11 protein-coding genes are annotated in these 12,161 nt (G+C 62.8%); 10 read left to right on the top strand and 1 reads right to left on the bottom strand.

From position 1 onward, the window contains the following. The 10 genes from ABSG20_RS17810 to ABSG20_RS17765 all read left to right on the top strand — a co-directional run. On the top strand, positions 1-188 hold a 188-nt coding region (locus tag ABSG20_RS17810), incomplete at its 5' end, for a sugar-binding domain-containing protein (protein ID WP_423865826.1). Between the two features lie 298 nt (positions 189-486). Next, on the top strand, positions 487-1,803 hold the full coding sequence (locus ABSG20_RS17805) for an ABC transporter substrate-binding protein (RefSeq protein ID WP_423865825.1): 1,317 nt from the start codon (positions 487-489) through the stop codon (positions 1,801-1,803). 80 nt (positions 1,804-1,883) lie between these two features. After that, entirely contained in the window at positions 1,884-2,756 is an 873-nt protein-coding gene (locus tag ABSG20_RS17800) for a carbohydrate ABC transporter permease (RefSeq protein WP_423865824.1), read from the top strand. A 3-nt stretch (positions 2,757-2,759) separates the two neighbouring features. Continuing rightward, the gene (locus ABSG20_RS17795; protein WP_423865823.1) at positions 2,760-3,587 is read left to right on the top strand and encodes a carbohydrate ABC transporter permease; all 828 of its coding nucleotides are present in this window, start codon (positions 2,760-2,762) and stop codon (positions 3,585-3,587) included. 13 nt (positions 3,588-3,600) lie between these two features. After that, a complete protein-coding gene (locus ABSG20_RS17790; protein WP_423865822.1) occupies positions 3,601-4,602 on the top strand; it encodes an ABC transporter ATP-binding protein in 1,002 nt (333 codons plus the stop codon). Continuing rightward, the gene (locus ABSG20_RS17785) at positions 4,599-5,372 is read left to right on the top strand and encodes an L-iditol 2-dehydrogenase (protein ID WP_423865821.1); all 774 of its coding nucleotides are present in this window, start codon (positions 4,599-4,601) and stop codon (positions 5,370-5,372) included. The genes ABSG20_RS17790 and ABSG20_RS17785 overlap by 4 nt, the downstream gene beginning before the upstream one ends. A gap of 13 nt (positions 5,373-5,385) precedes the next feature. Then, positions 5,386-6,162, top strand: coding sequence for an SDR family NAD(P)-dependent oxidoreductase (locus tag ABSG20_RS17780; RefSeq protein WP_423865820.1), 777 nt, complete (start codon positions 5,386-5,388; stop codon positions 6,160-6,162). A gap of 29 nt (positions 6,163-6,191) precedes the next feature. Continuing rightward, positions 6,192-6,875: an HAD family hydrolase gene (locus tag ABSG20_RS17775; RefSeq protein ID WP_423865827.1), complete on the top strand. Its 684-nt coding sequence runs from the start codon at positions 6,192-6,194 to the stop codon at positions 6,873-6,875. Between the two features lie 27 nt (positions 6,876-6,902). Next, on the top strand, positions 6,903-8,486 hold the full coding sequence (locus ABSG20_RS17770) for an FGGY-family carbohydrate kinase (protein WP_423865819.1): 1,584 nt from the start codon (positions 6,903-6,905) through the stop codon (positions 8,484-8,486). Then, positions 8,483-9,442 carry a carbohydrate kinase family protein gene (locus tag ABSG20_RS17765; RefSeq protein ID WP_423865818.1) on the top strand — a complete coding sequence of 320 codons (960 nt, stop codon included), beginning with the start codon at positions 8,483-8,485 and terminating at the stop codon, positions 9,440-9,442. The genes ABSG20_RS17770 and ABSG20_RS17765 overlap by 4 nt, the downstream gene beginning before the upstream one ends. Positions 9,443-9,466: 24 nt before the next feature. Here ABSG20_RS17765 and ABSG20_RS17760 read toward each other — a convergent pair. Further along, on the bottom strand, positions 9,467-12,161 hold a 2,695-nt coding region (locus tag ABSG20_RS17760), incomplete at its 5' end, for an autotransporter outer membrane beta-barrel domain-containing protein (protein ID WP_423865817.1).

The raw sequence follows: 12,161 nt of genomic DNA, 5'->3' as shown, positions 1-12,161 counted from the left end.
TGGTCACGGATGTCACCTTCGATCGGGTGGCGAGCGCGCCGATCCCGTCCCGCGATCAGTGCATGGTGATCGCCGGTGCCAAAGGCAAATTGAAGTTGCCCGGCATCATTGCCGCGCTGCGGGGCCGGCTGATCAACGGCCTGATCACCGACGAGGCTACGGCGCGGGCAGTGCTCGGCCGCAAGTAGCCGGGCTTCGCACTGCACCGGGTTTCGATTGCGGTAACAGGGGCAAAAGCGGCGGCGAGCACAGCGACAAGCCGCCGGAACCGTCCCGAAAAGCAGGCTTTCCAGGCGATTGGGAAAGGCGTGAATCCGAAAGACCGTTCCTGCCACTGCTTTTGCCCCTGTTAAAATAGGCGGATAACAGGGGGGGCATGCTTCTAGCTGCATTGCAGCATCGAAGACCTCTTGACAGAACCCCCATTCCGTCGAGTAATTGCTCACAACCAAGGCAAATGCTCACAACCTGAAGAGGGAGGAAAATATGAGGCTTGCATCGTTTCTGATTGCCGCCTGTTCGGCGGTCGCCTGTGCCGGAATGGCGTCTGCCCAAACCAAGTTGACGATCGCGACCGTCAATAATGGCGACATGATCCGGATGCAGAGACTGACCGACGACTTCAAGGCGAAAAACCCCGGCATCGATCTCGAATGGGTGACGCTGGAGGAAAACGCGCTTCGTCAGAAAGTGACGACCGACATCGCCACCAAGGGAGGGCAGTACGATGTGCTGACGATCGGCACCTACGAGGTTCCGATCTGGGCCAAGCAGAACTGGCTCGTGCCGCTGACCAACCTTGGCGCCAGCTATGACGTCGATGATCTGCTGCCGCCGATCCGCGCCGGCCTGACCGTCGATGGCAAGCTCTATGCCGCGCCGTTCTACGGCGAGAGCTCGATGATCATGTATCGCAAGGATCTGTTCGACGCTGCCGGGTTGAAAATGCCGGACAAGCCGGACTGGAAATTCATTCAAACCGCGGCCGCCAAGATCACGGACAAGTCGAAGGAAATCTACGGAATCTGTCTGCGCGGCAAGCCGGGCTGGGGCGAGAACATGGCGTTCCTGACCACCATGGCGAATTCCTACAGCGGCCGCTGGTTCGACGAAAAATGGCACCCGACCTTCGACGGGCCGGAATGGAAAAAGACCCTCGACACCTATCTTGAACTGATGAAGACATCGGGGCCTCCGGGCGCCTCGTCCAACGGTTTCAACGAGAACCTGGCGTTGTTCCAGTCAGGCAAATGCGGCATGTGGATCGACGCCACGGTCGCGGCCTCCTTTGTTTCGGATCCGAAAGCGTCGAAGGTCGCCGACAAGGTCGGTTATGCGCCGGCGCCCTGCGGCACGACCTGCAAGAACGCCAACTGGCTCTGGGCCTGGTCACTCGGCATTCCCGCCGGATCGAAGAAAGTGGACGCGGCGGAGAAATTCATCGCCTGGGCGACCGGCAAGCAATATGCCGAACTGGTCGCGTCAAGGGACGGCTGGGCCAACGTCCCGCCGGGCACCCGTAAATCGCTCTATGCCAATCCGGACTACCAGAAAGCGGCGCCGTTCGCGGCGATGACGCTGCAGGCGATCGATTCGGCTGATCCGAGCCTCAACGGCAACGACAAGCCGAAGCCCTATATCGGCGTCCAGTTCGCCGCCATTCCGGAGTTTCAGGGACTGGGCACGGCGGTCGGGCAACAGTTCGCAGCCGCGCTGGCCGGATCCTCGACGCCCGATCAGGCGCTCAAGAACGCGCAGGCTCTGACGACGCGTGAGATGACCAAGGCAGGCTACATCAAGTAGTCCGGGGTCGGCGGCCGCGCGCGTTTCCCGCGCGGCCGCCGCTCGCTTGCACGCGGCTCATTGTTCCAGGGACGGACGTCATGGCTACGCTTCACACCCGCTCCGCGGCGCGTTTGATGATGGCGCCCTCGGTCATCCTGCTGTTCGCATGGATGATCGTGCCGCTGGCGATGACCTTGTATTTCTCGCTTTTGAACTACAATCTCCTGACGCCCGAGACCGAGGCCTTTGTCGGGCTCTTGAACTACACCTACTTCCTAACCGATCCCGCTTTCCTGCAGGCGATCGGCAACACGCTTCTGCTGGTTGGCGGCGTGCTGCTGATTTCGGTCATAGGGGGGATCTTTCTGGCGCTGCTGCTCGACCAGCCTATCGCCGGGCAGGGTATCGTTCGCCTCCTGGTGATCGCGCCGTTCTTCGTGATGCCGACCGTGACGGCGCTGGTCTGGAAGAACATGCTGATGCATCCGGTCTACGGCCTGTTCGCATGGATCGCGCGCGGGCTCGGGCTGGAGCCGATCGACTGGTTTGCCCATCTTCCGCTGTTCTCGATCGTTCTGATCGTCGCGTGGCAGTGGCTGCCGTTTGCGACCCTGATCCTGCTCACCGCGCTGCAATCGCTCGACCAGGAGCAGCAAGAGGCGGCGAGGATGGACGGCGCGCGCGCCGTCTCGCTGTTCATCTACATCGTCCTGCCGCATCTGGCGCGCGCCATCGCCGTCGTCATTCTCATTGAAACGATCTTCCTGCTGTCGGTTTTCGCGGAGATCCTGATCACGACCGGCGGCGGTCCGGGCACGGAAAGCACAAACATCACCTATCTCGTCTACGCGCAGGCGCTGCTGCAATACGACATTGGCGGCGCGTCCGCGGGAGGCATCGTCGCGGTCGTGCTTGCCAATATCGTCGCCTTTTTCCTGGTTCGCCTCATCGGCAAAAATCTGGACGCCTGAAACATGCGCAGTTACTCGAAAAGCCACCACGTGCTCATCACGGTGATCGGCTGGACCGTCGGGCTGCTGATCTTCTTCCCGATCCTGTGGACCTTCTTGACCAGCTTCAAGTCAGAGGGTGACGCCATCGCCTCGCCGCCGACATTCCTGTTCTTCCATTGGACGCTGGAGAACTACGTGGAAGTGCAGAACCGCTCCGACTATTTCAAGCATTTCTTCAATTCGGTGACCGTCGCATTCGGATCGACCCTGATCGCAATCCTTGTCGCGGTGCCCGCCGCCTGGGCCATGGCGTTCTCGCCGACGAAGCGGACCAAGGATATCCTGATGTGGATGCTGTCGACCAAGATGATGCCGCCGGTCGGCGCCCTGATCCCGATCTATCTGTTGTTTCGCGACTGGGGCTTGCTCGATTCGCTGCCCGGGCTGGTCTTCGTGCTGATGCTGATCAATCTGCCGATCGTGGTCTGGATGCTTTACACTTATTTTCGGGAAATCCCCGGCGACATTCTCGAAGCGGCGCGCATGGATGGCGCATCGCTCGGCAAGGAGATCATTTACGTTCTCGCGCCCATGGCCGTACCGGGCATTGCGTCGACTTTGCTGCTCAACATCATCCTGGCCTGGAACGAGGCCTTCTGGACGCTCAACCTGACCGCCGCCAACGCGGCGCCGCTCACCGCCTTCATCGCCTCCTATTCCAGTCCGGAAGGGCTGTTCTGGGCGAAACTCTCGGCCGCATCGACGCTTGCCATCGCCCCGATCCTGCTCATGGGCTGGTTCTCGCAGCGCCAGCTCGTGCGTGGGTTGACGTTTGGCGCCGTCAAATAGCAGCGAGGGTAACATGGGCAGTATCGTACTCGAGAAAGTCTCCAAGGAATTCGGCGGCCTCAAGGTCATTCCCGGCATCGACCTCACTGTTTCCGACGGCGAGTTCGTGGTTTTCGTCGGGCCCTCGGGCTGCGGAAAGTCGACGCTGCTGCGCCTGATCGCGGGCCTGGAAGATACCAGCGGCGGGCGCATTCTGATCGATGGCGCGGACATGACGCAGACGCCGCCGGCGCAACGCGCGCTCTCGATGGTGTTTCAGTCCTACGCGCTCTATCCGCATATGAGTGTCTACGGCAATATCGCGTTCCCGCTGAAAATGGCGGGCCGTGACAAGGCTGCCATCGACAAGAAAGTCCGCGACGCGGCGGCCACGCTCAACCTCACCGATTACCTGGAGCGCAAGCCGGGGCAACTCTCGGGCGGCCAGCGCCAGCGCGTCGCAATCGGGCGCGCCATCGTGCGGGAACCCAGGGCCTTTCTGTTTGACGAGCCGCTATCGAATCTCGACGCTGCGTTGCGTGTCAACATGCGGATCGAGATCAGCGAACTGCATCAGGTGCTGAAGACGACGATGATCTACGTCACGCATGATCAGGTCGAAGCCATGACCATGGCGGACAAGATCGTGGTTCTGAACAAGGGCAACATCGAGCAGGTGGGCTCGCCGCTTGATCTCTATCGGACGCCGGCCAACCGCTTCGTCGCGGGCTTTATCGGATCGCCGCGGATGAATTTTATCGATGGCGCGGAGGCGCAAAAGTACGGTGCGGCGAGCATCGGCATCAGGCCGGAGCATCTTCGTCTTTCCCAAGTGGAGGGCTCCTGGCGCGGCAAGGTCGATCTGTCCGAGCATCTGGGATCAGACACCTTCCTGCGTCTCGAGGTCCCCGGTATCGGTCCGATCACCGCGCGAACCACGGGCGAATTCACAGCCGAACGCGGCGGGCAGATATTTCTCACACCGGACGAGACCAAGATCCACCGCTTTGGCGTTGATGGCAAGGCCGTCTCATGAGACGTCTGGAGGGCAGGTCCGCTCTGATCACGGGTTCCGCTCGCGGCATAGGCCGGGCCTTCGCGGAAGGCTATGTGCGGGAGGGCGCAACCGTGGCAATCGCCGACATCGATTTGGAGCGCGCGGCGGCCACCGCCGCTGAAATCGGAGGCTCCGCCTATGCGGTGCATCTCGACGTCACGAAACAAAACTCTATCGACGATGCGATCGCCAAGGTTGAAGCCCATGCGGGAGGCATCGATATCCTCATCAACAATGCCGCCTTGTTCGACGCGGCTCCGATCGTCGATATTTCCAGGGCAAGCTTCGATCGCCTGTTCGCGATCAATGTCGGCGGGGTGCTGTTCACATTGCAGGCCGCGGCAAGATCCATGATTGCGCGCGGCAGGGGCGGCAAGATCATCAATATGGCGAGTCAGGCTGGCCGCCGCGGCGAGGCCTTGGTCGCGATCTATTGTGCGACCAAGGCGGCAGTCATCAGTCTCACGCAATCCGCCGGGCTGGATCTCATTCGCCATCGCATCAATGTGAACGCCATCGCGCCTGGCGTTGTCGATGGCGAGCATTGGGACGGGGTCGACGCGCTATTCGCCAAATACGAGAATCTCCCGCCTGGCGAAAAGAAGCGCCGGGTCGGCGAAACCGTTCCCTATGGTCGCATGGGGCGCGCGGAAGATCTGGTGGGCATGGCCATTTTCCTCGCCGGCGCCGAGAGCGACTACGTCGTCGCGCAGACCTACAATGTCGACGGCGGAAACTGGATGAGCTGAAAGGATAAATGCCATGTATCTTGAAAAGCTGAGGCTCGATGGTCGCGTTGCCGTGGTGACCGGTGGTGGCCAGGGCATCGGTGCCGCCTGCGCACGCGCATTGGGAGAAGCCGGCGCGACGGTCCTGGTCGCCGAGCTTCTGCCGGAACGGACCGACGCCAGCGTCGCCTCGCTTCGCGCGCTGAAAGTCGACGCCCACGGTATCACGCTTGACGTGACAAAATCGAAGGACGTCGATCGGGTCGCGGATGAAATCGCCGGTCGCCACGGACGCATCGACATTCTTGTCAATAATGCCGGCGTTGCGGTGAGCGATGTGCGTGCCGAAGATACCAGCGACGAGCACTGGCGCTTCCACATGGACGTCAATCTCGACGGGCTGTTCTGGTGCTGCCGCGCATTTGGGCGAAAAATGCTCGAAAGAAACGCCGGTGCGATCGTCAATATCGGCTCGATGTCCGGATTTATCGTCAACAAACCGCAGCCTCAATCCTTCTATAATGCCTCGAAGGCGGCGGTCCATCATCTGACGCGGTCGCTGGCGGCGGAGTGGGGTCAGCGCGGCGTGCGCGTCAACGCGGTCGCCCCGACCTATATCGAAACACCGCTGACGTCGTTCGGCATCATGGAAAATCCGGACATGTACAAGGTGTGGCTCGAGATGACGCCGATGGGCCGCGTGGGGCAGCCGGAAGAGATCGCCTCGGTCGTTCATTTTCTCGCCTCCGACGCCGCGAGTTTGATGACCGGTGCGATTGTGCAAGTCGATGGCGGATATACCTGCTGGTGAACGCAGTTGGCGGCCCGCATGGGATTTTCATGAAGCCGAAACTGGTTATCTTCGATTGCGATGGCGTGCTGGTCGATAGCGAGCTGATTTCGGCGGAGGTCTGTGTCGATACGCTGCGCGACGCAGGCATATCAATGAGCCGGGAGCAGGTCTACGCGCGATTTCTCGGCCGCAGTCTTGCTTCGATGACGTCGATACTGGCTGACGCGCCGGGAAACATCACCGCCGAAGCGGCGGTCAGGATCATGCGCGAACGGCTCTACGACCGGTTCCGGCTGGAATTAAAGCCGATCCCACATGTCGCAGACGCGCTCGACGCGCTTGACATTCCGTTTTGCGTCGCATCGTCCAGCCAACCCGAGCGTATCCGTCTGTCGCTCGATCTCACGGGTTTGATAGGCCGCTTTGAATCCCGTATTTTCAGCGCCACCATGGTTGCCAATGGCAAGCCGGCGCCCGACCTGTTCCTGCACGCCGCGCATGCCCTCGGCGTGGCTCCGGGGGATTGCGTCGTGATTGAGGATAGCCCGGCCGGAATAGCGGCCGCGCAAGCCGCGGCGATGACGGCGTTTGGCTTTGTCGGCGGCAGCCATGCCGCAGGCGCCGGGCTGCGGGCAAGCTTGGCACAAATGGTGCCGGCCGCGATCTTCGATGATATGTTTGAACTTTCCTCCCTGCTTAGGGGGCTGTCGGCAGGATCGCTGATACGCTAACCTTGACTTGCTGAAAAGGTCTTCGTGATGGATCGGCTGGTTGCGGCAGTGGACGTTGGGACTGGCAGCGCGCGCGCCGGCATCCTTGACGCCAGAGGCAGGCTGCTCGGCCGCTACGAACACCCGATTGAGATGCACCGGCCGGCCGGCGATTTTGCCGAGCATGATTCCGAACAGATCTGGTGCGCGGTCTGCGCCGCCATGCGCGGCGCGCTCCAGGCCGCAGCCGCCGATCCCGCTGATATCGCCGGCATCAGTTTCGACGCCACTTGCTCGCTGGTGGTTCGCGACCGTCTCGGACGGCCGCTCTCGGTATCGCCGAGCGGAGAGGCGCGCTGGGACACGATCGTTTGGCTGGATCATCGTGCGCTGGAGCAAGCCGATGAGTGCACGCGATCGGGTCATGTAGTGCTCGATTTCATCGGTGGTGTCATGTCTCCGGAAATGGAAACGCCGAAGCTGATGTGGCTGAAGCGCCATATGCCTGCCACCTGGAGCGCCGCGGGCTATTTTCTTGACCTGGCGGATTTCCTGACCTGGAAGGCGTCAGGCTCCACCGAGCGGTCGCAATGCACACTGACCTGCAAATGGACTTTCATGGGCCATGAGCAGCGGGGCTGGCGCCGCGATTTCTTTGAGACGGTCGGCATCCCCGACATGCTTGATCGCGGCCAATTGCCGGAACGCGCAAGTGCCATCGGCAAGGACCTTGGCCCGCTGACGCCGCAATCCGCGCGCGAACTCGGCTTAACGGCATCCTGCCGCGTCGGCGTCGGCATCATTGACGCGCACGCGGGAACCCTTGCCTTGCTGGGCGGGTTCGCAGGCGACCCCTCCGGGATGGAGCGCCACCTCAGTTTGATCGGGGGAACGTCGAGTTGCGTGATGTCGCTGTCGCCGGCGCAACGCCCGACTCCCGGCATCTGGGGTCCCTATTACGGCGTTGTCCTTCCCGGTCTGTGGGTCAATGAGGGCGGTCAGTCGGTCACCGGCGCACTTCTCGATCATGTCGTTCGCAGCCATGGCGCCGGCGGTGAGCCCAATGCCGCGATGCATGCGCGTGTGGTTGCGCGCGTTCGGCAGCTCCGGATAGCTGAGGGAGCCGATTTCGCCGACCGCCTCCATGTTCTTCCCGACTTTCACGGCAACCGCTCGCCGCTCGGCGACCCGCATGCGCGCGGCGTCATCAGCGGCCTCAACCTCGATGCCTCGTTCGATGGTCTGTGCAAGCTCTATTGGCGAACGGCGGTCGCGATCGCGCTTGGGGTTCGTCACATCCTTGATGTCCTCAACGAACGCGGCTTCACGATCGATACCCTGCACGTCAGTGGCGGCCATGTGAATAATCCCCTGCTGATCGAACTCTATGCCGACGCCACCGGCTGTACGCTCGAGGTGCCCCTGGCCGAGGACACGATGCTGCTCGGCACGGCGATGATCGCCGCCACAGCGGCCGGGCTGTACCCTGATCTGAGGCAAGCCTGCGCCGCGATGCAGCGCGGCAGTCGCAAGAGTTACCCGCATCCTGAAGTGCGCGCGCGATTCGATCGCGACTATCGCGTCTTTCTCAAGATGCACGAGCAACGTCGCGCACTCGAGGCTCTGTCATGACGTCTTCGCAGAAGTTGATTTTTTCGATGGGCGAAGCGCTGGTCGATCTCTTGCCGGTCGACGATGAATTGCTTAGAGCCGCGCCCGGGGGGTCATCCTACAATGTCGCGCTTGCCCTTGCCGGCCTCGAGGCGCCCGTTGCCTTTGTCGGACGTCTTTCCAACGACGAGCACGGCGAGCTGATGTTCAAGGCGCTGACGCGCTCCGGTGTCGACGTCACGCTGGTCGGGCGCGATAGGCGTCCGAGCCCGTTGGCGTTCGTCGAACGCGGGACCGCGGACGGCCATGTCCGCTACAACATTTATCTTGCGGAAACCGCCCATGCGCCGCCCGAGCTTGCCGTTAATTGGCTGGCGAAGGCGGCGCATCTGCACGTCTCGTCGTTTTCCGCGGTCTGCGGCGCGTGGGGCCAGGCTGTGATGGCGGCCCTGGCTGAAGCGCGGGACCGGATTTCCTCCAGTTTCGATATCAATATCCGGGCGCCGCTGTTGCCGCCGCGCGCGCAAACCACGGCCCTGGTCGAACAAAGGGTTGCCCTGGCTTCCATCGTCAAGGCGAGTGACGACGATCTCAATTGGCTATACCCCGGTGAAACGCCGGATGCGGTCGCCATGCGTTGGGCCGAGGGCGGTCGAATTGTGCTGCTCACGCGCGGCGCGCTCGGCGCTTCGGCATTTCGGAATGGCGACCTCGTCAGCTGCCAGGCTCCGAAGATCGAAGTCGTCGACACGATTGGCGCGGGTGACGTCTTTTTGGCCGCTTTTCTAGCACACGCGCTTTCACAGGGCGTTTTGGGGAGCGGCGCAATCGCGCCGTGGGACCGTGATCATCTGCACGAGGCCCTGCGCTTCGCCACGATCGCTGGCGCGCTCACTTGCACGCGCGCCGGTGCGGCGGCGCCGACAGTCGGCGAGATTCGAGCGCTCGAGGGCACGATCAAATCCGCCGTCCGCTGATCCCTTGTCTGACGATGAATATCTTTACCAGCTGTACCTGGCGATGCCCTTGCCGGCATAACTCGTGACATTGCCGGAGAATTCGCCCTCGAAGGTCGCCGCCAGCGACAAGCCGCTCAGCCACTTCATCTCGGCGCCGGCGCTGACCAGCGCCGAATCGGCGTCGGGCCGGGCGCCGTTGACCACGAAGCTCGCGCCCGGCAGCGCCTGAAACAATGCGGTGACCGCGCGATTCGGGTCATAGTCATGGGCCCAGGCGGCACGGCTGCGCAGCGTCAGCACCGCATCCGGCAGGGCGAATGATTTGTCGCCGCGCAGGCCGAGTTCGCTGCGGGTGTCGGTCGTGGTCTGCGCCGCATAGTTCAGCGCAAACAGGCCGGCACCCGCTAGCGCCTGCTCGGCATAGGCGGGCAGATTGAAGTCGATCACCTGCGCCGCGGCGTAGGGCGTGATGCCGATCCATGGCGTGGCGAAGCGGTAGCCGCCCTCGAACCGGCCGGAGAAGGTGTCGGCCCTGAACCGGCCCTGCAACTGGTCGACCTCGGCCAGCGCCACGGTGCGGTTGGTCGTGACATCGTGCCAGCCATAGCCCAGCGCGGCCGCAACATAGGCCGGGCCGAAATTGTGCCGTGCATAGGCGCCGGCCTGGAATACATCCGCCGAACCACTGCCAAGTCCATTGGCAAGCGCGAAGCCGGTCGCCCCGCCTGCCAGCGCGAAGCCGAGCAGGGTGTCCGGCGAGAGCTTGTAGTCCGCGCCGGCCACCAGGCCATAGACGCTCGCTCTGGTGTCCTGTGATCCGACCACGGCGCTGCCGCCGACGGTCTCCGAGCCGCCAAAGGCCGCGCCCCACACGCTCCAGCGAGCAGCCGGCTCGGCCGACCAAGGCGGCGCCTTGGTCACCATCGCAAAAGCATCGCGCTCGCTTGGCGTCGCCCCGCGTTTGGCAGTGTAGGCCGAATCCTGATCCTCATCTGCATATTGGGGAGCGCCGCCACCCGGCCGGGCAAAACCACCGGCGCGTCCGGCGATGGTGGGATCGAGCAGCAGATTGAGGAATAGATCATCGGCCTTGATCGAAGACTGGATCACGCCGGTGCCGAGTTCGCCCGAGGCGATCGTCAGGCCCGCGGCGTTAAGCCCGGCAAAGGCCGCAGGAATGCTGCCGGTCGCATTGAAGAAGCCGGTGATGGCATTGGCGACATTCTGCTGGTTGACGTTGAGGCCCCCCGGAGCGACGAAGACGAGCTTGATATTCAGAAAGGCATCGTCGGCGTCGTAGCTGAGGGTCGACTGCAGGTTCGCCATGTTGGAAATGACGGTCGGGTTGAAGGTACCGCTGACGCCGCCGGTGGCGTTGAGGATAGTGTACTGCCTGTTGACGTAATTGCCCGGCAGGAACACCGCGTTTACCGTCGCGCCGCCAAGTGTCGCGGTGCCGGTGACGTTGGTGCGGCCGGCATTGGCAGGAGAAACCTGGATCATATAGGTCGAGGCCGCCGTGAACGAGAGGTTGCCCTGCACGCTCAGTGGGCCGAACACGCCGCCACTGGGGCTGCCGGGTGCCAGCGTGCCGCCCGCGATGGCGGTATTGCCGACCGTGCCGCTGCCGGTGAGCGTGCCGCCCGAATTCACCGTCGTCAGCGCGGACAAGGCGGTCGAGCCGTCCACGACCAGCGTGCCGGCATTGACGGTGGTGGCGCCGGTATAGGTGTTGATGCCGGACAGGGTCAGCATCCCCGTGCCGACCTTGGTCAGCGCCCCGCCGGTGCCGCCGGACAGACCGCCATCGGAGATCACCCCGCTGACGGTGGTGGAAAGATTATTGCCGCCGACCGTCAGCGTCTTGGAGCCGAGAAGATAGGTGCCGGCACCCGCGATCGAGCCGGCGGTGGTCCCAGCCGAGGTCAGCCCCGACATGTCGAACACGCCGCCGCTGTTGGTGATGAAGGTCGCCTGACCGCCGCTGCTGGTGCCGACGAAAAATACGCCGCCTCCGCTATTGGTGGTGATGACCGCGTTGCCAGCGGTGCTCGCATTATTGAACTGGGTCAGACCGCCGAGGTTATTGATGGTGGCCGTGCCGGCGGTGGAGGTGGTGAAGAATTGCGTGATGCCATTGACGAAGTTCAAGATCGTGGCGCTGCCTGCGGTGCTGGTGTCCAGAAATTGGATCGTGCCGCCGGCATTGTTGGTGAGGGCAGCGGTGGCCGCCGTGCTCGAATTGTGAAAGTTGAGGAAGGCGCCGTTGTTGTCGGTGATATTGGCGTTGCCCGCGGTCGCGGAGATGTTGAAGTTCACGGTCCCGCTGTTGGTAACGGTCGCCGTCGCGGCCGTGCTGGTGTCGTTGAAATTGACGATCGCTCCGGCATTATTGGTGATAGCTGAGCTGCCGCCGCTGGAAGCATTGAAAAACGCGATCGTCCCGCCGTTGTCATTGATGAGGTGGGCGCTTCCCGCCGTCGCGCCGGTGTTGAAGGTTACGCTCGCGCCGTTGGTGAGGGTCGCGGTCCCGGCGGTGCTGGTGTCGTTGAAGTTGACGATGGCTCCGGTCCCGCTGTTGGTGATGGCTGCCGCCGCTGCGGTGCTGGTGTTGTTGAAGTTGACGATGGCTCCGGTGCCGCTGTTGGTGATGGTTGCCGCCGTGGCAGTGCTGGTATTGTTGAAGCTGACGATGGCTCCGGTCCCGCTGTTGGTGATGGTTGCCGCGGCGGCGGCG

The organism is Bradyrhizobium sp. (assembly GCF_049512235.1).
Classification (GTDB): Bacteria; Pseudomonadota; Alphaproteobacteria; order Rhizobiales; family Xanthobacteraceae; genus Bradyrhizobium.
Note: the sequence above shows the minus strand (reverse complement) of the source record. Positions and strands in the feature narration are given on the sequence as shown.

What these genes read in the sequence shown, in the direction of transcription:
- ABSG20_RS17785 (WP_423865821.1), top strand. Translation starts at nt 4,599, where the DNA reads ATGAGACGTCTGGAGGGCAGGTCCGCTCTGATCACGGGTTCCGCTCGC.
- ABSG20_RS17775 (WP_423865827.1), top strand. Translation starts at nt 6,192, where the DNA reads ATGAAGCCGAAACTGGTTATCTTCGATTGCGATGGCGTGCTGGTCGAT.
- ABSG20_RS17765 (WP_423865818.1), top strand. Translation starts at nt 8,483, where the DNA reads ATGACGTCTTCGCAGAAGTTGATTTTTTCGATGGGCGAAGCGCTGGTC.
- ABSG20_RS17770 (WP_423865819.1), top strand. Translation starts at nt 6,903, where the DNA reads ATGGATCGGCTGGTTGCGGCAGTGGACGTTGGGACTGGCAGCGCGCGC.
- ABSG20_RS17800 (WP_423865824.1), top strand. Translation starts at nt 1,884, where the DNA reads ATGGCTACGCTTCACACCCGCTCCGCGGCGCGTTTGATGATGGCGCCC.
- ABSG20_RS17780 (WP_423865820.1), top strand. Translation starts at nt 5,386, where the DNA reads ATGTATCTTGAAAAGCTGAGGCTCGATGGTCGCGTTGCCGTGGTGACC.
- ABSG20_RS17805 (WP_423865825.1), top strand. Translation starts at nt 487, where the DNA reads ATGAGGCTTGCATCGTTTCTGATTGCCGCCTGTTCGGCGGTCGCCTGT.
- ABSG20_RS17790 (WP_423865822.1), top strand. Translation starts at nt 3,601, where the DNA reads ATGGGCAGTATCGTACTCGAGAAAGTCTCCAAGGAATTCGGCGGCCTC.
- ABSG20_RS17795 (WP_423865823.1), top strand. Translation starts at nt 2,760, where the DNA reads ATGCGCAGTTACTCGAAAAGCCACCACGTGCTCATCACGGTGATCGGC.